The 21884-nt window shown below is 61.7% G+C and carries 18 protein-coding genes; 14 read left to right on the top strand and 4 right to left on the bottom strand.

The window, feature by feature from the left end; all coding sequences use genetic code 11:
- Position 1 precedes the first annotated feature (1 nt).
- Genes ABIE52_RS09150 through ABIE52_RS09120 form a run of 7 tightly spaced genes read left to right on the top strand, consistent with a single transcriptional unit; the run spans position 2 to position 7657 of the window.
- The gene (locus tag ABIE52_RS09150; protein WP_042450715.1) at positions 2-289 is read left to right on the top strand and encodes a HypC/HybG/HupF family hydrogenase formation chaperone; all 288 of its coding nucleotides are present in this window, start codon (positions 2-4) and stop codon (positions 287-289) included.
- Entirely contained in the window at positions 286-2574 is a 2289-nt protein-coding gene (gene hypF / locus ABIE52_RS09145) for a carbamoyltransferase HypF (protein ID WP_054188560.1), read from the top strand. Before ABIE52_RS09150 ends, hypF begins: the two co-directional genes overlap by 4 nt.
- Before the next feature lie 16 nt (positions 2575-2590).
- Complete coding sequence (locus ABIE52_RS09140; RefSeq protein ID WP_003942168.1) at positions 2591-2890, top strand: HypC/HybG/HupF family hydrogenase formation chaperone; 300 nt, start codon at positions 2591-2593, stop codon at positions 2888-2890.
- Complete coding sequence (hypD, locus tag ABIE52_RS09135) at positions 2887-3999, top strand: hydrogenase formation protein HypD (protein ID WP_007735088.1); 1113 nt, start codon at positions 2887-2889, stop codon at positions 3997-3999. Before ABIE52_RS09140 ends, hypD begins: the two co-directional genes overlap by 4 nt.
- Entirely contained in the window at positions 3989-5059 is a 1071-nt protein-coding gene (gene hypE / locus ABIE52_RS09130; RefSeq protein ID WP_007735089.1) for a hydrogenase expression/formation protein HypE, read from the top strand. The genes hypD and hypE overlap by 11 nt, the downstream gene beginning before the upstream one ends.
- Positions 5059-5808, top strand: a complete 750-nt coding sequence (locus ABIE52_RS09125; protein WP_030535596.1) for a DUF6390 family protein — start codon at positions 5059-5061, stop codon at positions 5806-5808. Before hypE ends, ABIE52_RS09125 begins: the two co-directional genes overlap by 1 nt.
- A 31-nt stretch (positions 5809-5839) precedes the next feature.
- Complete coding sequence (locus ABIE52_RS09120; protein ID WP_054188559.1) at positions 5840-7657, top strand: ABC transporter ATP-binding protein/permease; 1818 nt, start codon at positions 5840-5842, stop codon at positions 7655-7657.
- Between the two features lie 82 nt (positions 7658-7739).
- On the opposite strand, the gene ABIE52_RS09115 is transcribed toward ABIE52_RS09120, so the two are convergent.
- Both ABIE52_RS09115 and ABIE52_RS09110 read right to left on the bottom strand, forming a co-directional pair.
- Entirely contained in the window at positions 7740-8177 is a 438-nt protein-coding gene (locus ABIE52_RS09115) for a response regulator transcription factor (protein ID WP_354541481.1), read from the bottom strand.
- A gap of 60 nt (positions 8178-8237) precedes the next feature.
- The gene (locus tag ABIE52_RS09110) at positions 8238-10064 is read right to left on the bottom strand and encodes an ATP-binding protein (protein ID WP_354541480.1); all 1827 of its coding nucleotides are present in this window, start codon (positions 10062-10064) and stop codon (positions 8238-8240) included.
- A 234-nt stretch (positions 10065-10298) separates the two neighbouring features.
- Here ABIE52_RS09110 and ABIE52_RS09105 point away from each other — a divergent pair, with 234 nt between their 5' ends.
- The 3 genes from ABIE52_RS09105 (at position 10299) to ABIE52_RS09095 (ending at position 14470) form a co-directional block, all read left to right on the top strand.
- Positions 10299-11963: an alpha/beta hydrolase gene (locus ABIE52_RS09105; RefSeq protein WP_047271397.1), complete on the top strand. Its 1665-nt coding sequence runs from the start codon at positions 10299-10301 to the stop codon at positions 11961-11963.
- A 103-nt stretch (positions 11964-12066) separates the two neighbouring features.
- On the top strand, positions 12067-13494 hold the full coding sequence (locus ABIE52_RS09100; protein WP_047271399.1) for a hypothetical protein: 1428 nt from the start codon (positions 12067-12069) through the stop codon (positions 13492-13494).
- Between the two features lie 313 nt (positions 13495-13807).
- Positions 13808-14470 (top strand): GAP family protein, encoded by a 663-nt coding sequence (locus ABIE52_RS09095; RefSeq protein WP_042922581.1) that lies wholly within the window; start codon positions 13808-13810, stop codon positions 14468-14470.
- A gap of 51 nt (positions 14471-14521) precedes the next feature.
- On the opposite strand, the gene ABIE52_RS09090 is transcribed toward ABIE52_RS09095, so the two are convergent.
- The gene (locus ABIE52_RS09090; RefSeq protein ID WP_064444503.1) at positions 14522-15985 is read right to left on the bottom strand and encodes a glycoside hydrolase family 5 protein; all 1464 of its coding nucleotides are present in this window, start codon (positions 15983-15985) and stop codon (positions 14522-14524) included.
- 176 nt (positions 15986-16161) lie between these two features.
- On the opposite strand from ABIE52_RS09090, the gene ABIE52_RS09085 reads away from it, so the two are divergent.
- Positions 16162-17082, top strand: coding sequence for an alpha/beta hydrolase (locus tag ABIE52_RS09085; RefSeq protein ID WP_042922586.1), 921 nt, complete (start codon positions 16162-16164; stop codon positions 17080-17082).
- Positions 17083-17098: 16 nt separating this feature from the next.
- Here the strand turns inward: ABIE52_RS09085 and ABIE52_RS09080 are convergent, their stop codons facing one another.
- Positions 17099-18301 (bottom strand): PucR family transcriptional regulator, encoded by a 1203-nt coding sequence (locus ABIE52_RS09080; protein ID WP_042922652.1) that lies wholly within the window; start codon positions 18299-18301, stop codon positions 17099-17101.
- A gap of 196 nt (positions 18302-18497) precedes the next feature.
- Between ABIE52_RS09080 and ABIE52_RS09075 the strand changes: the two genes are divergently transcribed.
- From ABIE52_RS09075 to ABIE52_RS09065, 3 genes are read left to right on the top strand one after another with little or no spacing between them, the layout of a single operon-like run.
- Positions 18498-18755, top strand: a complete 258-nt coding sequence (locus ABIE52_RS09075; protein WP_003942271.1) for a DUF3311 domain-containing protein — start codon at positions 18498-18500, stop codon at positions 18753-18755.
- Positions 18752-20248: a sodium:solute symporter family protein gene (locus ABIE52_RS09070; RefSeq protein ID WP_003942149.1), complete on the top strand. Its 1497-nt coding sequence runs from the start codon at positions 18752-18754 to the stop codon at positions 20246-20248. The genes ABIE52_RS09075 and ABIE52_RS09070 overlap by 4 nt, the downstream gene beginning before the upstream one ends.
- Entirely contained in the window at positions 20245-21834 is a 1590-nt protein-coding gene (locus ABIE52_RS09065; RefSeq protein ID WP_065455803.1) for an amidohydrolase, read from the top strand. Before ABIE52_RS09070 ends, ABIE52_RS09065 begins: the two co-directional genes overlap by 4 nt.
- Positions 21835-21884: the final 50 nt, after the last annotated feature.

Raw genomic sequence — 21884 nt, 5'->3', positions numbered from 1 at the left:
CATGTGTCTGGGGATTCCGGGACGGGTACGCGAACTACTGGACGGATACGGCGGTCAACTCGCTCTCGTCGACGTGGAGGGGGCACCACGCAAGGTCAACATCGGAATGCTCGACGAAGGCACCGTCACTGCAGGTGACTGGGTGGTGATCCACATGGGCTTTGCAGTCGAGAAGGTCGACGAGCAGGAAGCTCGCCACGCTCGGGCCGGCCTCGAACTGATGGGCCGTGGTGGCCACGACGGTGAGATAGTCGACTCCGATACTGGTAACGGCGAGGTCGGGACATGAAGATCGCCTGCCGTGTCATCGTTCGTGGCGTAGTCCAGGGGGTGGGCTTCCGGCCGTTCGTCCATGCGACCGCCACCGAACTGGGACTGTCGGGTTCGGTGGGAAATTCTGCTCTCGGTGTCGTGATCGACGTCGAAGGCGACGGAGAGACAATCGATGCATTTGTCGCTCGGGTGCGAAACCACCCCCCACCGCTGGCACGGGTGGAGTCGGTAGAGCGCGAGGACTCGCGGCCGGTTGGTCGTGAGGGGTTTTGCATAGTCGAGACGGATGCGGGGTCGGTCGGGCGAACCTTGGCGCCGGCGGATGTCGGGATCTGCGACGACTGCCTCCGGGAACTGACTGATCCGAGCGATCGGCGATATCGTCATCCATTCATCACCTGCACCAACTGCGGTCCGCGATTCACGATCATCGAATCGCTGCCCTACGACCGGGCCGCTACGACGATGAAGCGATTCCCGTTGTGCGCGAACTGTGCGGCGGAGTACGTGGATCCCTCCGACCGCCGGTTTCATGCGCAACCGATTGCCTGCCCGCAGTGCGGTCCAACGCTATCGTTCGTGGAAGGGGACGCGCCCGCCGTGACCGGTGAGGGTGCACTGCTACGAGCCCGATCCCTACTGCGAGACGGGAAGATTCTTGCTGTCAAGGGAATCGGAGGATTTCACCTGGCTTGTGATGCCCGCGACGACCGCGCGGTTCACGAGTTGCGTGAACGCAAGCATCGAGCAAGCAAGCCGTTGGCGGTGATGGTGCGCGATGTGCCAGAAGCCAGAGAGTTGGGTGTGGTCGGTGATGCCGAGGCTGATGCCATGTCCTCGCGCGAGCGCCCGATTGTGCTGGTTGCCAAAGCGTCTGGATACGCGCTTTCCCCCTTGATTGCCCCCGGCATTCCGGATATCGGAATCATGCTGGCCTACAACCCGATTCAGCATCTTCTTCTGGGTTTGGCCGGAGAAGAGGCGGGCCCAGCGGTGTTGGTCATGACATCGGCGAACATCGGCGGTGAGCCGATTCTGTACTCCGACAACGATCTCGAACGATTGGGTGACCTGGCCGACGGGGTATTGACCCACAACCGTCCGATCTTGATGCCGTGTGACGACTCGGTGATGCGAATAGTCGGCAGTGGAAGACAGTTGCTTCGTCGCTCGCGCGGATATGCTCCGCTGCCCGTCACCGCGCCGTTCGACGTACCGCCTACCTTGGCGGTCGGGGCCGACCTGAAGAACACCTTCTGTCTTGCCGAGGACGGATATGTGTGGCCGAGTCAGCACATCGGAGACATGGGCGACCTCGCTGTCATCGACAGTTTTGCTGCGTCGGAGAGTCACTTCGAATCGATCACGGGGGTGGTGCCGCACCAGATCGCCTGTGACGAGCATCCTCGGTATCGCTCGTCCTCGTGGGCTCGCAGTCGTAGTGGTGACCGACCGGTGCGCATCGTCGGGCATCACCACGCACATGTGGCTTCCGTGATGGGGGAGAACGGCCGGGACGGGAGCGAACCAGTTCTCGGAATAGCGTTCGACGGCACCGGCTACGGGGCGGACGGCGCAGTGTGGGGAGGGGAACTACTGCTGGCGACGTACAAGGGTTATCGCCGTCTCGCGCATCTGGGATACGTACTGCTGCCCGGTGGCGATGCCGGAGTGGAACGGCCGTACCGAATGGCGCTCGCCCACCTGTGGCATGCCGGGTTGGACTGGGAATCCGACCTCGCGCCCGTGGCAGCCTGTCCGCCCCGAGAGCAGTCGGTCCTACTTCACCAGATGGAAACCGGTTTCGGGTGCGTGGACACCTCGAGCATGGGGCGGTTGTTCGACGCAGTCTCCTCGCTGACCGGGGTCCGTCAGAGGGTCGACTACGAAGCGCAGGCTGCCATCGAGTTGGAGGGGGTGTCGAGGGGAGTCGACAGCGCCGGTTCGCGGTACACCTTCGATTGGACGCAGTCGGACGACGATTCGTGGACAGCAGATCCGCGGTCGGTCATTCGGGCTGTTGTCCGCGATCTCCGGGAGAAGTTGCCCGCTGAAGTGATCGGCGCCCGTTTCCACGAATCCGTAGCGCACCTGGTGCTCGAGTGGGCAATTCGTGGCCGGGAACTGGCGGGAGTGGACGAGGTAGTACTCACCGGAGGTGTCTTTCAGAACCCTCTACTGCTCGTTCGGGCGTGTGCTCTGCTCTCAGACGCTGGATTCACGCCGTTGACAGGACTGGAGTTGCCGCCGAACGACGGCGGTCTCGCCTACGGCCAAGTGCTGGTGGGGAGTTCGTCATGAGGTCAGGAGTTGTGTCATGTGCCTAGCCGTACCGGGACGTATCGAGTCCCTGGAGGAACGCGACGGAACGACGATGTCGGTGGTGAACTTCGGTGGCGTCCGAAAAGAAGTGTGCCTCGAGTACATTCCGGGCGCCCAAGTCGGCGAGTACGTCGTGGTGCACGTCGGATTTGCCATCCAGCGACTCGACGAGGAATCCGCTCGCAGCACGCTGGCGGAATTCGAGCACCTCGGCGTACTCGAAGAGGAATTCGGTGACGGGTTCGAAAGGGCTGCCCGGGCCGCGGGGATCGAACCGAAGGAGACGGAATCATGAAATATCTGGACGAGTTCTCCGATCCGGAACTGGCCGGCAAACTGCTGGATCAGATCCGTGCGCTGGCCACACGGCGATGGGCGATCATGGAAGTGTGTGGTGGTCAGACACATTCGATCATCAGACACGGCATCGATCAATTACTTCCCCAACAGATCGAGATGATCCACGGACCCGGATGCCCGGTCTGTGTCACCCCGCTCGAGATCATCGACAAAGCTCTCGAAATCGCGGCACGACCCGATGTCATTTTCTGCTCCTTCGGGGACATGTTGCGAGTTCCGGGGAGTTCGTCGGATCTGTTCCGCATCAAGAGCGCCGGCGGTGACGTGCGGGTGGTGTACTCACCGTTGGATGCACTGACTATCGCCAAGGAGAATCCGGGCCGGCAAGTGGTGTTCTTCGGGATCGGATTCGAGACCACCGCGCCGGCCAACGCCATGACCGTCTATCAGGCCAATCGCCTGGGTATCGAGAACTTCTCGCTACTCGTCTCGCACGTTCTGGTCCCGCCGGCGATGGCCGCGATCATGGATTCGCCAGAGTGCCGCGTGCAGGCATTTCTGGCGGCCGGGCATGTGTGCAGTGTGATGGGAACGTCGGAGTACCCGGCGCTGGCCGAGAAGTACAAGGTCCCGATCGTCGTCACCGGATTCGAGCCGCTGGATCTGCTGGAGGGCATCCGAAAGACGGTGCTGCAGTTGGAATCGGGTCGATACGAGGTCGAAAATGCCTACGCCCGTGCCGTCACCGCGCAGGGCAACACCGCAGCGAAAGCGATGCTCGAGGATGTGTTCGCCGTGTCGGACCGGACGTGGCGCGGCATCGGATCGATCCCGGACAGCGGTTGGCAGCTGGCACCGAAGTATGCGTATTTTGATGCCGAAGAGCGTTTTTCGGTGACCGATATCCATACTGACGAGTCGAGCGTCTGCCGTTCCGGAGAAGTGTTGCAAGGTTTGATCAAGCCACACGAGTGCAGTGCCTTCGGGAAGGAATGCACTCCGCGGAATCCACTCGGTGCCACGATGGTGTCGTCCGAGGGGGCGTGCGCCGCGTACTACCTGTACCGGCGCCTGGAACTTCAGGAGGCGGGTCATGCCGGCTGAGGAGACCGCTGTCGTGGACTTGTCGGCGTGGGTCTGCCCACTGCCGCTGCGTGATTCGCCGAACATCGTCATGGGGCACGGTGGTGGAGGAGCGATGTCCGCCGAGCTCATCGAGCACCTGTTCCTGCCCTCGTTCGGAAGCGCTGCCGATGCAGAACTCGGTGACTCGGCCGTATTCGACGTCGGCGGGGTGCGGCTCGCGTTCTCGACCGACTCGTATGTCGTCAAACCCATGGTGTTTCCCGGCGGAACTATCGGCGATCTCGCTGTCAACGGAACGGTGAACGACCTGGCGATGGCGGGAGCGCAGCCATTGGTGATGTCGACGGCATTCATCCTGGAAGAAGGGACGGCGCTGACCGACATCGCGGGAATCGCGAAGGCGCTCGGTGAGGCCGCGCACGTTGCCGGCGTTCGGCTGGTGACAGGTGATACCAAGGTCGTCGATGCCGGTCACGGCGACGGAGTCTTCATCAACACCGCAGGAATCGGGATTGTCGCAGACGGGGTGGACATCAGCCCCACTCGCGCACAAGTGGGTGACGTCGTGATCGTCAGCGGCGACATCGGCGTTCACGGCGTGGCCGTGATGAGTTGTCGCGAAGGTCTCGAATTCGGGACCGAAGTGCGCAGTGATTGTGCGGCCCTGAACGGCGTGGTGGCCGACATGATTGCCACCGGTGTCGACATCCACGTCCTGCGCGACCCTACGCGGGGCGGAGTCGCCGCGACCCTCAACGAGATCGCTCAGGCGTCGAACATCGGGGTTGCGCTGGTGGAGCGAGATCTGCCGATTCCCGCTGACGTGCGCGACGCCTGTGGGCTACTCGGCTTGGATCCGTTGTACGTCGCAAACGAGGGCAAGTTGATCGCTTTCGTTCCACGCGAAGATGCCGCCCTGGTTCTGGAAGCGATGCACGGCAATCCACTGAGTGTGGGAGCCGCCGTGATCGGGGAGTGCGTGGCCGAACATCGCACAATGGTGGTGGCGCGTACGGCATTGGGAGGCAATCGGGTAGTGGATTTGCCGGCAGGTGAACAACTTCCTCGGATCTGCTGATGACTGCCGTCGGTATGAACGGGCCGGCATTGTTTGCCCGCTACGCGTATCCGCCGAACGAGTTGGGTTACTGCGGACCCGACGATCCTTCAGTGCTGCTTCGTCTGGCCAGCGGCAACTCGGGCAGCGGCGACCGTGATCACGCTCGTCAATTCGACGGTGCGTGGCCGTACCTCGAGGCATTGGCTGTAGGAGCGGGCATCGACGACCCCCTGGATCCGCGAGTGATCGAAGCCTATTGGGTGGGAGGTGATCTCCTCGACTCTCTCGATTCGGGGAAGTTGTTACAGCACTTGAGGGGGGCATTCGGTGAACGCGAGAACACCGGGTTCCTCCCCGTCCTCGGGGGTCGGGACCGCGCGCTCGCGCACCACAGTTTTCACGTATTTCTGGTGTATCCGTGGGTCAAGCTTCTTCGGAAGCGCGGTGCGGTCCCACTGTCCGTCCTCCAGAACTGCCGGATCAGATGGGGAGTGGTCGAGGACGTCGGCGAGGAGCATGCATTGGTGGTTTCGTCCCCGCTCGAGTTCGACGGTGAGCAACTCGCACGCGGCCGACCGGCAACGCAGAGAGTGCGGTGGAGGGTCGAGGGCAACGCGCTTGCGGCGATGCCCGTCCCCGGCGCTGTGGTGACGATGCACTGGGATTGGGTGTGCGACAGGATAACGGCAGAGCAATCACGTGCATTGGATGCCGCGGAAGACTCGGGATTGCGGATCGCGAACCGAATGCTGTCGACCGATATGTGATCGTCAGTTCCCCTCCAGGACGGAGGCTACGGTGAATTGGGGTAGCGCGGTAACGGACAGCGCACTGTGGTTGGCAGAGGCATATGCGATCACGGTAGTGGTTCTCGTCGTCACCGCGCTGCTGCTTGCTCGGTATACCTTCTGGGGCAACCAGTTTCGGCGAATGGCTTGGCCCTACTTCGATCCCCGGCGCACCGTCATTCCGCTGTCGATTCTCGCGTTACTGCTGCTGCTCACGATATTCGGTGTCCGCGTGACGGTGTTGTTCTCGTACTGGTACAAGGATTTCTACGACGCCATTCAGAACCTCGACGAAACCGCTTTCTGGCACTACCTGCGAGTGTTCGCGATATTGGCCGCAGTCCACGTCGCTAGCTCACTCGTCGTCTACCTGGTAGGCCAAACACTCGATATCAATTGGCGCAGTTGGCTCAATGACACATTGACCGACGATTGGCTCGACGGCCGCGCCTACTATCGCGGAAACTTCCTGGAGAACCCGGTCGACAATCCGGACCAACGTATTCAGGCAGACATCACCGCATTCGCGACGTCGTCCCGCACGTTGTCCATGGGCGCCGTCGCCGCAATGGTCTCGATCGTCAGCTTCACCAAGATCCTGTGGGATCTGTCCGGTCCCTTGACTGTTTTCGGTGCCGAGATTCCGCGAGCGATGATCTTTCTCGTCTACACCTACGTGTTGGTGACCACGGCACTCGCATTCTGGATCGGCCGGCCTTTGATCATGCTGAACTTCTTGAACGAGAAACTCGGCGCCAGCTTCCGGTACGCGTTGGTTCGACTACGGGAGTACGGCGAAAGCATCGCCTTCTATCGCGGAGAGAACGTCGAACGACGCACGCTCGGACTACGTTTTGCTGCAGTGATCCGCAATATGTGGGCGATCGTCTTCCGGACGCTCAAGTTCAGTGGCTTCAATCTGGCAGTGGATCAGACAGCGGTGGTGTTTCCGTTTCTGGTCCAGGGATCTCGATTGTTCAGCGGGCAGATCACTTTCGGCGACGTGATGCAAACTGCTCAAGCATTCGGCCAGGTGCACAATTCGTTGTCGTTCTTTCGAGAGTCTTATGCCGATTTTGCAAGTTTCCGGGCCACACTGATCCGTTTGACCGGGCTCGCCGATGCCAATCGACGTGCCCGCGCACTTCCCGTGCTCGACGCGTTCTCCGCTGGCAGTCATTTGGTTGTTCGGGGACTCGACGTGCGCACGCCGGTTGGTGAGGCGTTGATCTCCGAACTCGACATGTCACTGGGGCCCGGCGATGCACTGCTGGTGAAGGGTCCGTCGGGTAGCGGCAAAACCACGCTGCTCCGCAGCATCGCGCAGTTGTGGCCGTACACAAACGGTTCCGTGACCACCCCGGTCGGAGACGTCCTGTTCCTCTCACAACGGCCATACCTACCATTGGGTTCTCTGCGCGCGGGTTTGGCATATCCGGACCAGTTGCCCTCAGGTCAGCCGAACACCGGGCGCTCGAACTTCGACGACCGCAGGCTCCACGACGCGCTCGCCGAGGTGCATCTCGCACATTTGATCGGTCGGCTCGACGAGCCGGCTGATTGGACTCGAATTCTGTCGCCGGGCGAACAACAACGGTTGGCGTTCGCCCGAGTCCTCCTGATCCGACCGCGAACCGCATTTCTCGACGAGGCGACATCCGGAATCGACGAAGGCCTCGAGTACACGCTCTACGACATCCTTCGCCGTGAACTGCCCGACAGCATCATTGTCAGCGTCGGGCATCGCAGCACTCTCGACGTTTTTCACAATCGACAACTCGAACTGCGCGGTGCAGGACACTGGACTCTCGCTGATCACGAAGGCTGAGAAAACTTTCGACGGTCGGATTCTTGCGACAGGATTCGGCCGGGTTACCCGCCGCGCCGCGATCGATCGAAGACACCGACCGTCACGAGGTCGAAGGGTTGCGGAAGTCGTTTGTGCGCTGGAGCACCCAGGCCGCAATCCTGGTGCGCGAGCCGTACCCCAGTTTGTTCAGTATGTGATCGACGTGGCCGTCGACAGTGCGCTGAGAAATGACCAGCTTGTCCGCGATTGCTCGGTTTGTCAGGCCCTGTGCGACGAGTTCGGCCACCTGCTGCTCCCGCGGAGTCAGCACTTCGTCGGCCGCCGATTTCGGTGATCCACCGGGCGGTTGCCCTCTCAGCGCGCGGGCCGCTGCGTCGTCGAGAGTCAGAGCTCGTCCATGATCGAATGCTGTTTGAAACACCCTGTCTCCGAGCCGGTTACGAGCCTCGGTCACGCTGTTTTCGTGGTACGGGACCATGCTCCTGAAGGTGTCCATCGGGCTGCCCGTGGCGGTGAACAGCGTGTTGGCAGCTCCCATCAGTGTGGCTGCCAGCTTTGCGTCCCGGTCGACAAGCGTCCACGCGATTTCCTCGAGGCATCATGCACATCCGAACTGGTTACCCAGCCCTCGCAGCAATCGGAGAGAATCTTCGAGTAGCTCGATACCGCGAGCGTGGTTGCCATGACGCCATAGGGCGGATCCGTAGTCCGACATCGTCATCGACCGCCACAAGATTTCGCCGCGCGATTCGGTGAGGGCCAACTCCTCCTCGTAAATACTTGCAGCCCGGTCAGTTTCGCCGAGTGCGTCGACGACGAAGGCGAACCAGTAGAGCGCGGGTACCAGACGGGCGATGTCGTCGTTTGCCCGGAATGCTGCGACAGCCTGCTCCAGGTACTCGGCGCCGCGCACGAGATCGCCGTCGGCGACCGCGACGAATCCGAGCGTGTACCGCGCCAGTATGCGACCGTCGTCGTTCCGCTGCATCTCGGCCTGTCGCCGAGCCTCTTCGGCAATGCTTGTCGCCGAAGCGATATCTCGTTGGAGGGCTGCCAGCAGTGCGCCTGTCGCGGCGGCCTCGACTACCGCCTCACCGAGAGTGCCCTCGGTCAGTTCGGGCACCTCGGCCAGGGCGCGACCCAACCAGTAGCGACCTTCGTTGAATCGACCACGTGCAAGCCAGTAATCATGCAAGGCACTTGCGGTACGCAATGTGGCTTCGACCGAGTCGGGTTCGGTCAGACCGAATTCCAACGCGGTGCGCACGTTGGGTAAGTCGCGGTCGATCCGCGTCATCCAGTCGATTTGGTGCGGCCCCGTCCAGTCGACTCCGGCGCGGAAGACGAGTTGCCTGAACCACTCACTGTGCCTGCGCTGCAGCGAGACCCACTCGTCGACTGACACCAGTTCACGCCCGTAGTCGCGAAGAGTCTCGAGTAGGCGGTAGCGGACGTACGAGCCGTTTTGTTCACGGATGAGGATCGACTTGTCGACAAGGGACATCACGAGATCGCCCAAGTCGTCGTTCTGTGCTTCGTCGGCGAGAATTCCTTCGACGGACCCGAGATCGAAGCTACCCGCAAATACGCTCGAGTTCGCCCACAACGACTTCTCCGGCGGCGTACACAGATCGAAGCTCCAGTCGATACTCTGTGCAAGCGTTTGTTGACGCGCTGGAGCGTTCCGGCTGCCCCGCGTCAGCAGTTGGAAGCGGTCGTCGAGTTTTTGCAGGATCTGATCGACCGACATCGCCCTCAGTCGGGCAGCCGCCAACTCGATCGGCAGCGGTAGTCCTTCCAACCGGCGGACGATCTTCTCCACAGCCGCGCTGTTCTCGCTGGTGATGCGGAAGTCCGTCACGGAGGAACGTGCCCGCTGCTCGAACAGCATCATCGCATCACCATCACGGGTGTCGGTTGGCGACGGCGCCTCGGTGGGAAATCGCAGAGGCGGCACCCGTAATACCATCTCGCCGGGAATGTCGAGCGGTTCTCGGCTGGTCGCCAGAAGTGCCAATCGGGCACAGCACCGGAGGAGTTCGGCGGCGGTGTCGGCCACCCAGCCGATGAGGTGTTCGCAATTGTCCAGAACAAGCAGGACCCGTTCGTCGACGAGACGGCCGATCAGTACCGATCGCGGTGACCGCGTAGATCGGTCTTGTACTCCGAGTGCGGCAAGAATCGTCTGATCGAGAAGTGCCGGCTCCCGCAGTTCGCTGAAGTCGACGAACCAGACGCCCCCGGGGAACGCACGAGAGGAATCATCGGCGGCACGGAGCGCCAAGCGGGTTTTGCCGACCCCACCCAGGCCCGTAAGGGTCACGAGCCGGTAGTCCGACAGCAGGCGTCGGACTTCTTTGGCCTCGGACCGGCGACCGACGAAACTGCTCAGTTCGATCGGTAGGTTTCCTCGTTTTGCCGCCATGAGAATCGCGCCGAATTTGTACGTGCTGAGTGGATTGACCCCACACAGTGTACGCGGACTCGCGTGTGTGAAATCTGTCAACGCACCACCGGTGTTTGTCCGTGATTGCCGTTGGGTCGAAGCTTTTCGGTGCATGACGCGGAATAGCGAACACTTTCCACCGACGTAGTTCGCGCCTCATTCGAAAGGGATGAGAGGCGCATTTCATCTTTCTGGCGCACTTACGATTCGGGCATGAAACGTGTGTGGGAAGGTGTGCGGCGCTACGGCAAGACGCTGCACTCGGTCGGGTTGTCGTTCGGTCTGGTGTTTTTCGTCCTCTCGATGAGCCCGTCCCTCTTACCGCGCGCGTGGTACCTGCAGGGCGTGGCAACCGGTATTTCCGTCGCCACCGGGTACGGCATCGGTGTGAGCGTGGCGTGGATGATCCGCAAATGCGGAGTCGAACCGAGATGGTCGGACCGGACCAAGCGGATCGGTTGGGCCGTACTCGCCGTACTGGCAGTGATATTGGTGCCTCTGTTTCTGATCTTGGGTTCGTGGTGGCAGCAGATCGTCCGTGATCTGGTCGAGGCGCCTCGCGTGAACCGGGCGAACTATCTTCTGGTGCTGCTGATTTCGCTGGTGGTGTGGTTGACCTTGTTGGAGGTGGGTCGTGGTCTGCGGTATCTCACCAGAGGGCTCGCTGCCGTTGCTCTGCGGTTTGTTCCCAAGGAAGCAGCGAAAGTCGCGAGCTTGGTCGTCGTCTTCGCGTTGGCGATCTTCGTCGTCAACGGTGCCCTCTACAACGGGCTCATCGCTTTTGCGAACTGGAGTTTCTCCGGCGCGGACAACGACACGCCCGATGGTATCGACCAGCCTCTGATCGCCGAACGCAGTGGTTCACCCATGTCTGCCGAGGCATGGGATTCGCTGGGCAAGGAGGGTCGCACTTTCATGGGTAGCGGGCCGTCTGCGGTGCAGATTTCCGCGCTGACCGGCCGGGACGCGAAGCAACCCATCCGCGTGTACGCCGGCCGTGAGTCGTCGGATTCCGTCGACGGTGTCGCGCAGCGGGTCGTCAACGAACTCGAGCGCACCGGCGGCTTCGACCGTGCCGTCCTGGCAGTAGTGACCACCACCGGCCGCGGCTGGGTGAACGACGACGTGGCGTCCGCTTTCGAATACGTCCAGGGCGGCGACACCGCCATCGCGGCGATGCAGTACTCGTTCCTTCCCAGCCCTTTGGCATTCATCGCCGATCGCGAAACCCCGATGGCCGCAGGCCGGGCGCTGTTCAACTCTGTCTATGCGAAGTGGATCGATCTGCCGCTCGACAAGCGCCCCAAGCTTGTCGTTTTCGGCGAGAGCCTCGGATCGTACGGGGGACAGGCCGCGTTCGCGGGAGCACAGGACATGGCGACGCGGGTGGATGGGGCGTTGTGGTCGGGGACTCCGAACTTCACCGCTCAATGGCAGGAGATCACCAGCAGTCGTGACTCCGGCTCACGGGAAGCCGTGCCGGTGATCGACGACGGGCAGTCGATTCGTTTCGCTGCCTATCCGGAGGATCTCGAACTGGATGCGCCGTGGAACGACTCACGCGTCATGTACTGGCAGCACGCCAGCGACCCAATTGTCTGGTGGTCTTTCGACCTGCTTCTGAACAAGCCGGACTGGCTTGCCGAGCCTCTCGGCCGTGATGTCGATCCGGGAATGACGTGGATACCGTTCGTGACATTCTGGCAGGTGACACTCGACATGGTCTTCTCGGCGGACGTTCCGCCAGGTCACGGGCACAACTACGGTGCCGAGGCGGCGGACATGTGGGCGCGGATCCTGCACCCCGACAACTGGTCTCAGTCGGACACCGACGCGATTCGCGGCGCTCTGACGAACGACTTTCAACCCACCAAGTAGTAGTGCGGAGTGCGGACCTCGTGACGGTCTCTCGTCGTTGGACCGGGAGTACTCGCTCTAGATCGTTCTATCACTGTTTGTCAGCTATCTAACAAGGAGCGCGATGCATTCATCAAGAACACTCGTAGCTGCGGTGGCGCTGAGCGCGATCACTGTATTTGCCGGGGCTGGGTCCGCGGTTGCCGCGCCGGCGGTCGGATCTGTCGATTTCGGCTCGTCGAGCGGATCCGGATCAGGAACCGGTTCGGCTAGCGGATCCGAATCTGGTTCTGTCGATTTCGGATCCGGCGGACCGGACGTCGAGCATCCGGTGTCGACCTGCTTCTGGTCCGTGCCGATCAATCCCGAGCGCGCGGACCCACAGCTCAACTACGCCTTTCCTGACACTGCGGCGATTTACTGGGCTGCGCAGTTCACAATCCCCGAGAACGCCGAGTTGGTTATCCGAGGGCAGTATGCGCATGCGCGCTATCAGTCGTTGAACTCGTACAACGCAGCAACCGCGATGCCGACCGCCGTCCTCAATGACATTTCGACAGCTCCCGACGCAGGTTCGCGCAACACCTATCTTCCCGGTGCCGATCGATCGAACGAAAGTGCCAGGTCGTACACGGCTTCCGTCCTCAACGAGGCCTCGCCTGTTGAGCCGAAACCCAACACCTTGTATGCCGGTGTGCCAGGTCAGGACCGGATAAGCCTGCTTTATCGCATCTACCTGCCGGACAACGGGCGTGATCTCACCGGCGGCGTTGGACTGCCGGAGCCAGAGCTGCACCTTTCCGGTGGTCAGGTGTTGCGCGGGCAGGATCTGTGTTCAGCGGTCGGTGCGGACAACGGAATCTTGAAGCCGGCTTCGCTGTCGCTGGACACGTACAAGGCATTGCGTGACCAACCGGGCAAGCCTGCGACATTCCCTTCCGAGCAGACACCAGTCTGGCGGGCGTACTACAGCGCCGAGTTCACGCTCGGCTGTACCTATCTCGGCAAATGCGATGGCACACCCCAGCGGGTGGGCGGGCAGTACTCCAACATCGACAACAGCTACGTCACCGCCGAAGTCAACCGTGGGTTCGGCGAAGTTCTAGTACTTCGGGGAGAGTTGCCGAGGACTCCGAAGACGACAGGCGGCGCAAAGAATCTCGACAGCGCAGTCGACATGCGGTTCTGGTCGATGTGCAGCAATGAATCGCTGGCAACGACGAAGGTAGCGACGTGTCTGTTCGACGAGCAGATGGCCACTGATGCGGATGGTCGCTACACGATTGTCGCGTCGCTCCCTGAAGACCGACCCGCAAACGCTACGAAGGAATGTGGGGTGTCATGGCTTTCGCTCTCGCCGGCCGGTGACGGCGCAGGGCATCCCGACGATTCCCTCTTGATCATGCGGAACATGCTGCCGGCCAAGGACTTCAGCCACGCTGCACACGATACCAAGACGCCCGGTGACGAGAAGGCAGTGATGGGAGAGTATTTGCCGGACGGGCAATATACGTCCAAGCTCGCGTTCGAGGGCAGTGGCTGCGCGAAGTAACCCGTCCCTACGCGTGAGGTCACTACTCGAGATTGTGTCTGGTGATCCTCCTCGATGATGTCGGCTGCGCTCTGCTGCGAGCGCAGCCGACACACCGTTAGCCAAGTCTTTTCGCGATCTTCGGTGGGGAATCGAGGCCTGCGGTTCAGGCACTCATCCCTTTCGAATGAGGCATGAACTACGCAGGCGCTCGCAGTGTCAGCATTATCGCGCAGCGGTATCGGCTGTGCTCTGTTGTCCGTCGTGGCGGACAGGGGCGGCTTTTCTCGCCTACTGCCTATCCTGCTTGCCGCAATCAGAAATGAGTTTTGACATGGGTTCCGTTGTCGGAGAACTTCTCCCATTGGCCGTCGGTGTCGCCGTGTCGCCGGTGGCCGTCATCGCCACTATCTTGATGTTGCTCTCCAAGCGAGCGGGTAGCACCAGCGCCGGGTTCGCGGTGGGCTGGTTACTCGGAATCTTCATCGCTACAGTTCTTTTCGTCATCTTGTCCAGTGCCGTCAGCACGTCAGACGACGGACCGTCCGCCACGGTTTCGTGGATCAAACTAGCTCTCGGTGTCCTCCTGTTGGCCGTCGGGGTCAAGCAGTGGCGGGGGCGCAGCGGCGAGCACGAAACACCGAAGTGGATGCAAGCCGTCGACGAGATGACCGCGGTCAAGGGATTGGGCCTTGGATTCGCGCTCGCCGCGATCAACCCGAAGAACCTGCTCATGTGCATCGCGGCCGGAGTGTCGATCGGCTCGGCGTCGTTGGCGACCAGCGGAGCGATCACCTCGATTCTCGTATTCACGGTCATCGCCAGTTCAACTGTCGCGATCCCGGTCATCGGATACCTGGTGGCTGCTGATCGCCTGCGAAAGCCATTGGCCAATCTCAAAGTCTGGCTCGAGGACAACAACACCACGGTGATGAGTGTGTTGATCTTGGTCGTCGGAGTTGTTCTGATCGGCAAGGGAATTGGCGGAATCTTCTGATACCCGCTCTTTCGCGTGGTGTGAACGCGCGATTCCCGGATGATCGTTCGATCAGGCGCGCTTGACCGCGTAGTCGCCGTCGGCGTGACCGATCAGTTGCCATCCGCCCTCGATCGGGGACAGTCGGACGTCGGAGAGATTCGTGGTCTCGAGCTGTGGCCGGTCGGTGCCGGGGTACCAGGCCTCGACCCGTCCGGTGCCGCTCCCGTCAAACCCGTCACGCGATACCTCCGTCAGCGAGCCGGGCGCTGCCCGCGGATACGCTCGCGAGAGTGGCGCGGCGAATCCCTCTACGAGCCCGAGTGATTCACCGGACGGGCAGTCGATGCGATTCAGATTTCCCTGCGGCTGGTGGGTATTGCCGTCGCGAACCGGGTGGGGGTCACCGCACGCTTGTGTCCACGACCACCACGCACCGCCCATCCGGTACCTGTCGGTGGCATCGACGAAGCGGTCGACGTCTGCTCTCTGCTCGTCGGCGTCGCCGAACCAACCCCATTCACCCGTCCACAACGGTGCGTCGTACCAGGCGGCAGCGAGGTCGGCGATCTTGAATCCGTCTTCGATTCCGGGAAATTCGCTACTGACCGTTATCGATTCGCTGTAGAGATGGGGCGAGAAGACCACCAGGGGATCGGTCAGGTAATGGCGTGGAGGCAGCGCGTCGAGGCCGAAAGCCGACCAGATCGCGCTGGGCTCGAAGAACACGAGGTGTGGAAATCCTCCTGCTTCGGCCTGTCTGATGGCGTCGGTGGCCCGCTTGTAGAACTGCCCGATCTGATCAGCTGCCGTGAATGGATCGCGCAGGCCGGGGTTCGGTTCGTTCAACAGGTCGTATCCGGCTACAGCTGGTTCGTCTTTGAACTCGGCAGCCAACCGCGCCCACGTCGCGACGAGGCGACTCTGGATTCCTTGCTCGTCGTCGTAGAACGCCTGGAAGGCATGGGCGATCGCGGGTGCGGCTTCCCTGAGCCCACCGATGTTGCAGGTTGTCCATCCGCCGGTCAGGGTTGCCCACTCGGGTGCGCCGTCCCAGCCGACTCCCGGCCGCATGAATGACGGGCACGACTGGTCGCTCGGAGTGCCGACGTACGGGCCCCATGCATCCTGATGCATGTCGAGAACGGTGTAGATGCCGTGGTCTTTTGCATCCTCGACCGCTACTCGAACGCGGTCGACGTACGCAGTGTCGAATGCACCGCGGGTCGGTTCCAGGAGGGACCACGCGACGTTGAGCCGGACGACGTTGAAGCCCAGCGCTGCCATCTGCGCGAAGTCCGTTCTTCCCAGCGGCGTAACGGTGGGTAGACCGGTGCCGTTGGTTGCGTAGTCATTGAGACCGTTGGCGTTCACGCCGCGGAGCAACACCGTTCGTCCGTCGACGTCCTTGATCGTTCGATCTGCGACGGTCAGTTGGGGGAGAGTCCAGCCCGGATCCGGTGGTGCAGCGTTCGCCGCCGGAGTTGCAATCTGGAGGACCAGGATTGCGAGGGTGGCAAGCAACAGCGCACGCATCCATCGACCTTTCTAGACAAACGTCCAATTCCGAGTCGAGGCTAGCGTGAGAAGACCTCTTTCCGGCGCGGTTTGCTCATACCTGTCACGGCCCCGCGTTGCCGAGAACACGTCGGACACGTGCTCCTGCTGGAGGTGTCATCATTGTCGACAAGTCTCGACCCGAGGGAGCCCTGGTGAAGCTTGCATTGACTGATCTGATCGAACAAATGCCTCGTGACGATTTGGCGAGTACGCGAGCGTTCTATGCGTCGCGGCCTGCCGGTGTCGGTCCGAGTTCCCTGCAAGAACTGCTTGTGGTGCGAGCATCCAGGGTGGTTGATCCCACGGCGAGCCGGGCTGTTGAACACACACTCGACATCGAGGGCCGATCCGTTTCGGTGCGCGTAGTCACTCCGAAAGACGGCGATGTCAACGGGGTCTATCTGTATCTTCCGGGTGGGGGTTTCTACATGAGTTCAGCGGCCAGCGCTGACGCCCGAAGCATGAGACTTGCCGACGAGGTCGGGGTGGTAGTGGTTACCGTCGATTACCGGCTTGCACCGGAATTCCCTTGGCCGGCAGCGCCGGACGATTGTGAGGCGGTCGCCTTGTGGCTGCTTGATGTCGCTGCCGAACGGTTCGGGACGACCAGGCTCGCCATCGGTGGCATGTCGGCGGGAGCAACCTTGGTGACGACGACGTTGCTGCGCCTTCGTGATCGAGGTCTGGCCAAGGCATTTTCGGGTGCGGTGCTGGAAGCGGGCACGTACGACGTCAGTGCCCAGACTCCCGCGGGCCGCACCATCAGCGACGAATACTTCATCGAAGCCTACGTCGGCCATGTCGATGATCGCACTCTTCCGGATATTTCTCCGACATTCGGCGACCTCAGCGGCCTGCCGCCGACCCTCGTTGTCGTTGGATCAGAAGACGTGGTCCTGGCAGAGAACCTTGCCATGGTGGCGCGACTGTCGGCGGCCGGAAACGACGTCGACTTGCGTCTCTATCCTGATGTCCCGCATGGATTTACAAACCATCCAACGCCTGTTGCCCGCCGCGCTGCGTCGGATATGGGTGCCTGGCTTGGGCAATGTCTCGACGGCGAGTCGGAGTGACAAGCACGGGCGCGGTTCAGCGTGCCGAGGACACGCGGCGCGTGTTCGGTGTCAGATGGTGGTCGAGCGTTCGGCGATGAAACAGTTCGAGGCTCACGATAGATTTCATCAGGCCGTCGAGGGTTCGCGCATCCCATCCGGTCAGATGCTGCCAGCGGTCGAGTCGATACGTGACAGAGTTCGCATGCAGGTGGATGTCACGGGCGGCAGCGCTGACGGAGAACCCGCTTCGGGCGAAGGCGCGGACGGCATCCATCAGATGTGAGTGCTCTTCGGCCACGGACGCCCCAGCCTGTAGAAGCGGCAGCAGCTCGTCCTGGTGGGTGGCAAGAGTGGCGATGAGCCATTCGTCGGCAAAACTGACCGTCGTGCCCGGCGCTGTCGCCAACTGCAATGTGCGCTCGGCGTCTTTGATGCTTTGAGCTGCGCCGACGAGCCCGACCCGGGGCATCCCGATACCTAGTGAAGTTCGTGGATGATCTCGCATGATTGCGTGGATGACTTCGGTTGGTTCGCCCTGACACATCACGATTACTCGGGAGCCATGTCGACTGCAATGCGCGACAGCATGCACGGAATCCAGGGTTCGTTGCAGGTTTTCCACTTGTGCTTCTGACCATTCCTCCTCGACGGCCGACAGTGCTTGGAACGATTTCTGTGTATCGAATCCGAGGGTTTGTGCCAGCTCTCGGGCGTTGCTCAGTTCCATATCCGTTGCACTGTGCAGTGTTTCGAAGAATCGGTATCGAACGCCGGCGCGGATGGCCTGCTCGCTGCGCGTTGCCTCGGAGTGTCCGACTGCGACTGCGCTCGTCGCGGCGTGAACGAGGTCCCAGAGTTTGCCGCCTGCTTGCAGCAGCTCGTGTGTTGGTTTCGTGGACCGCTGGACCATCGTGTCCCAGAGCTCACGAGATGCAATGTGATAGGTCTCGATGACATCGGAGAGGGGGAGCCCTTGCATCGCGCGACGGCGCCCGAGTTCGCGGTTTCGGTCGGTGTCTTCTGTGGTGATCGTTTCGTTCTCGGCGACGGCACACAGCATTGCGGACAACTGTTTGCGGATGTAGTTGCCTTGCTCGGCCACTGGTACCGCGGAGTAGGCCGGGAGTTCGCTGCGAATCTGTTGTACCGCGCGCTCGGTGAGCGCTTCGAGCTCGTCGGAAACCTCGCGACACAACCGTCGGATCGTGTCTTCTTCTTCGACGTCGGTTACGTCCACGGGGTTACTCCTTTGTGCGTGCTTGGTCTTGCGTCCCGTGAATTTCACGAACGAGCGTCGTGGATTCCGGGGTTCACCCATGGTCCCGCCATAGTGACGGGAGGCACACTCAACGCTAGACCGGACGACGATTCGACGGCAAAACGCCCCTCGCCTCATCTGCTCCGGATCGATCAACGGCTAAGGAGCCACAATCATGTCCAACGAGGCGAAGAGTGCCTTGCTCGCAATCGGAGTTCCGTTCGTCGGGGTGCTGGGCGGGATAGTTGCGCTCTCCGGATCCGAACTGACTGTTCTCGGATTTCCCATTTTGTTCGCGTGGCTTTTCCTGTGGATGCCGCTGACCTCGTTGTGTCTCCACATGGCATGGAAGTTCTTTGACCGCAAGGACTTCGAGGAAGCGGAACGAAACGAACTGGCTCAGGCCAAGACCGAGATCGGGGATCCGACATGATCGCTGCAACATTTACGCTCGTGCTACTCCTCGCGCTCGGCGCCGGAGTGCTTTCACGCCGTGGAAGCAAAAAAGAGATCTCCGACTACCTCGTGGGCGGGCGATCTTTCGGTCCCGTGCTGGTTTTCATCCTGGGAGCAGGTGAGGCCTACAGCATCGGTACGCTCATTGGATTCCCCGGCGGTGTGTACGCCCACGGGGCAAGCTACGGCGTCTGGTTCATCGGATACATCTTGCTTGCCTATCCGATCGGATACTTCTTTGCGCCCTACCTCTGGCGGGCAGGTAAGCGGTACAACGCGATGACGCTGCCCGATGTGGCCGGGCGGCACTTTCGGTCGCGCGGGTTGGAACTGACAATCGCGATTGCCTCGGTAGTCTTCCTCATTCCCTGGGGGCAGTTGCAGCTTGCCGGCCTCCAGGTCGCGCTGAGCGGACTTGGCATCACCATCAACCCGACGGTGGCAGTTTTCGTCGGCGCTGCGCTTGCTCTGCTCTTCCTCCTGCTTTCGGGTGTACGTGCACCGGCGTTCGTGTCTTACGTCAAGGACGCAGCTCTGCTGCTGGGAGCGATCCTGATCGGACTGGCCGCCACGGCCAAATCCGGCGGTATCACGAAGCTCTTTGCCGATGCGGCATCCCATGGGGCCGGGCAGGCCTCGCAATCCACCGTCACCGGTTCGTCGCTGACCTTCGTGCTCACCACAATTGTGTTCCAGTCACTCGGCTTTTTCGTCTTCCCCTTCATCGTGCAGGCCGTGCTATCGGCGAAGTCCGAGGCAACCCTCAAGCGAGTCGCCCGATTCAACCCGCTGTACATGCTCATGTATCCCTTCCTCGTCGCTGCTGCCTTCGGAGCAATTTCATTGCTGCCCAACAAGCTCGAGGGCGCAGAGTCCAACGAGGTCCTCCTGCAACTGTCCCGCCTCGTGCTCCCGGACTGGCTGACCGGAGTGGTGGCGGGTGGTGCGGCACTGTGCGCGATCGTTGTTCTGTGTGGCTCGGCGCTGGGAATCGGCTCGATCGTCTCGCGAAACATCGTTCCTGGAATACCCGAATCACGTCAGAGAGTGTGGGTGCGCGGGGTCATAGTCGCCTACCTCGGCCTCTCGCTGATCCTCACCCTCGCCGCACCCCAATTGCTGCTGACGCTGGTGAATACCGCGTATTACGGGGTGACCCAGGCCGTGGTGGTGTTCGCGACGATGATCTTCGGGTGGAAGCTGCGACCGGCAGCGCTCGCGATGGGCGTGGTGCTCGGCGACGTGCTGGTGCTCTGGCTGTACCTCGACACACACGGCACGGTATCGATGTGGTTGGCGGACAAAGGCATGAACATCGGTGCCGCAGCCCTTGTTCTGAACGTGTTGTTCGTGTCCGCCACCCGGGTGATGTGGCCTCCTGTCGAAGCGGTTTCGGGCCTCCGTGCAGAAAATCGATCGGCACCAGTGCCTTGCCCCGCAGTCCCGACCGCGAAGGCGGATATCCGATGACTCGGACACTACTCACCGCAGATGCAATCCTCACCCAAGACGCAGCGTCACCCCAGGTTGAGGCGCTCGTCCTCGATGGAGGCCTGGTTGTCGCCACCGGAAGTCGAAAGGACATGGGGGAGTACACCGGACCGGAAACTCGTCGGCTCGATCTCGCCGGCGCTACTGTGATCCCGGGGCTGATCGAGTCGCACATTCACCCGACCTACTCCGGCTTGACTGACGGATGGGCTGATTGCCGGACGCCACCGTGCGCCTCGATCACGGATATCCAAGGGGCTCTGCGGAACTCAACTCCCACTCACGGCTGGATACGTGGATGGGGGTACGACGACACACAACTTCGAGAAGGTCGCCATCTCACACGCGATGACCTCGACGCAGTCTGCACCGACCGCCCGATCATCGTTCTGCACATCTCGGGGCACTTTGCGGTGGCAAACACTGTTGCGCTTGCAACTGCAGGCATCGACGAATCGACGGTGGATCCCGGGGACTCGCAGTTTCCGCGTGGGGCGGACGGGAGGCTCACAGGGATGGCCTGGGAAATCGACGCCGTGGCACGGTTGAGTGGCGCGATACCAGACCTGACACAGGCAGAGGTGCAGACCGCGTTGCTGCGTAGCTTGACACTGGCGCGTTCGCGAGGAATCACGACCGTCCACGATCTAGGGGTCGGCCTGTCGGCGGGCATGCAGGAGTTGGCCGCCTATCGTGCCCTGGACACCATGGGCGAGATGCCCGTGCACACGGTTGGCTTCCTTCGGGGTGATCTCGCGATCGCAGAACTGGAGGAAAGGAACATCGCTTTCACGGCTGCACCGGCCCCAGGGTCACGCTTCCGCCTGGCCGGCGCCAAATTCTGGGCGGATGGGTCCATTCAAGGATTGTCTGCAGCCTTGCGAACTCCGTATACCTGCAGCCCGAACCATCACGGTGATCTGCTCTATCCGCAGGAGCAACTCGACGACATGGTTCTCCAGGTGCACCGCGAGGGAGGTCAGGTCGCGGTGCACGCCAACGGCGATGCGGCTGTAGCCGCCGCCATCGCGGCGCTGCGCAGTGCGCACCGCAGTGACGGACGTCGAGCGCGGCACCGTATCGAGCACTGCCAGGTGAGTGGGCCTGCGGATCTCGAGGCGATACGTGATGCCGAGATCGGGGTGAGCTTTTTCGTCAACCATGTTTTTCATTGGGGCGATCGTCACCGTGACCGTTTCCTCGGTCCTGAGAGAGCCGGCAACCTGGACCCGCTGGCGTGCGCCGATGACATCGGCTTGAAATTCGGGCTGCACTCGGATTGCCCGATAACGCCGATGGATCCCCTCCAGACGATTAGGACTGCTGTGAATCGGCTGACCATGGGCGGTGCCGTGCTTGGCGCCCACCAACGGATCGGAGTGCAGCGTGCAGTGCAGGCCATGACTGTGGACAGTGCGTACTTGGTCCATGACGAAGGACGGGTGGGGATCTTGGCGCCGGGTCGTCGTGCGGACCTTGTCGCGCTCGACGGCACTCTTGCTGCTCTCGCAGACGCTTCGTCCGACATTCCTCAGCCTGCACTGGTCATGGTCGACGGCCGGTAGCGCATGAGATTGATTTCGTCCCAACGGATACCAGCTCGAGGTGGAGATTC

Source organism: Rhodococcus sp. OAS809, from assembly GCF_040546695.1.
Taxonomy (GTDB): domain Bacteria; phylum Actinomycetota; class Actinomycetes; order Mycobacteriales; family Mycobacteriaceae; genus Rhodococcus_F; species Rhodococcus_F qingshengii.
This window is presented reverse-complemented; position numbering and strand designations above follow the sequence as displayed.

Bases quoted from the DNA above. Each gene is read 5' to 3' on its own strand.
- hypD (WP_007735088.1), top strand. From the start codon at position 2,887: ATGAAATATCTGGACGAGTTCTCCGATCCGGAACTGGCCGGCAAACTG.
- ABIE52_RS09100 (WP_047271399.1), top strand. From the start codon at position 12,067: ATGCATTCATCAAGAACACTCGTAGCTGCGGTGGCGCTGAGCGCGATC.
- ABIE52_RS09110 (WP_354541480.1), bottom strand. From the start codon at position 10,064: ATGGCGGCAAAACGAGGAAACCTACCGATCGAACTGAGCAGTTTCGTC.
- hypE (WP_007735089.1), top strand. From the start codon at position 3,989: ATGCCGGCTGAGGAGACCGCTGTCGTGGACTTGTCGGCGTGGGTCTGC.
- ABIE52_RS09065 (WP_065455803.1), top strand. From the start codon at position 20,245: ATGACTCGGACACTACTCACCGCAGATGCAATCCTCACCCAAGACGCA.
- ABIE52_RS09105 (WP_047271397.1), top strand. From the start codon at position 10,299: ATGAAACGTGTGTGGGAAGGTGTGCGGCGCTACGGCAAGACGCTGCAC.
- ABIE52_RS09115 (WP_354541481.1), bottom strand. From the start codon at position 8,177: ATGGGAGCTGCCAACACGCTGTTCACCGCCACGGGCAGCCCGATGGAC.
- ABIE52_RS09070 (WP_003942149.1), top strand. From the start codon at position 18,752: ATGATCGCTGCAACATTTACGCTCGTGCTACTCCTCGCGCTCGGCGCC.
- ABIE52_RS09090 (WP_064444503.1), bottom strand. From the start codon at position 15,985: ATGCGTGCGCTGTTGCTTGCCACCCTCGCAATCCTGGTCCTCCAGATT.
- ABIE52_RS09125 (WP_030535596.1), top strand. From the start codon at position 5,059: ATGACTGCCGTCGGTATGAACGGGCCGGCATTGTTTGCCCGCTACGCG.
- ABIE52_RS09150 (WP_042450715.1), top strand. From the start codon at position 2: ATGTGTCTGGGGATTCCGGGACGGGTACGCGAACTACTGGACGGATAC.
- ABIE52_RS09075 (WP_003942271.1), top strand. From the start codon at position 18,498: ATGTCCAACGAGGCGAAGAGTGCCTTGCTCGCAATCGGAGTTCCGTTC.
- ABIE52_RS09095 (WP_042922581.1), top strand. From the start codon at position 13,808: ATGGGTTCCGTTGTCGGAGAACTTCTCCCATTGGCCGTCGGTGTCGCC.
- hypF (WP_054188560.1), top strand. From the start codon at position 286: ATGAAGATCGCCTGCCGTGTCATCGTTCGTGGCGTAGTCCAGGGGGTG.
- ABIE52_RS09140 (WP_003942168.1), top strand. From the start codon at position 2,591: ATGTGCCTAGCCGTACCGGGACGTATCGAGTCCCTGGAGGAACGCGAC.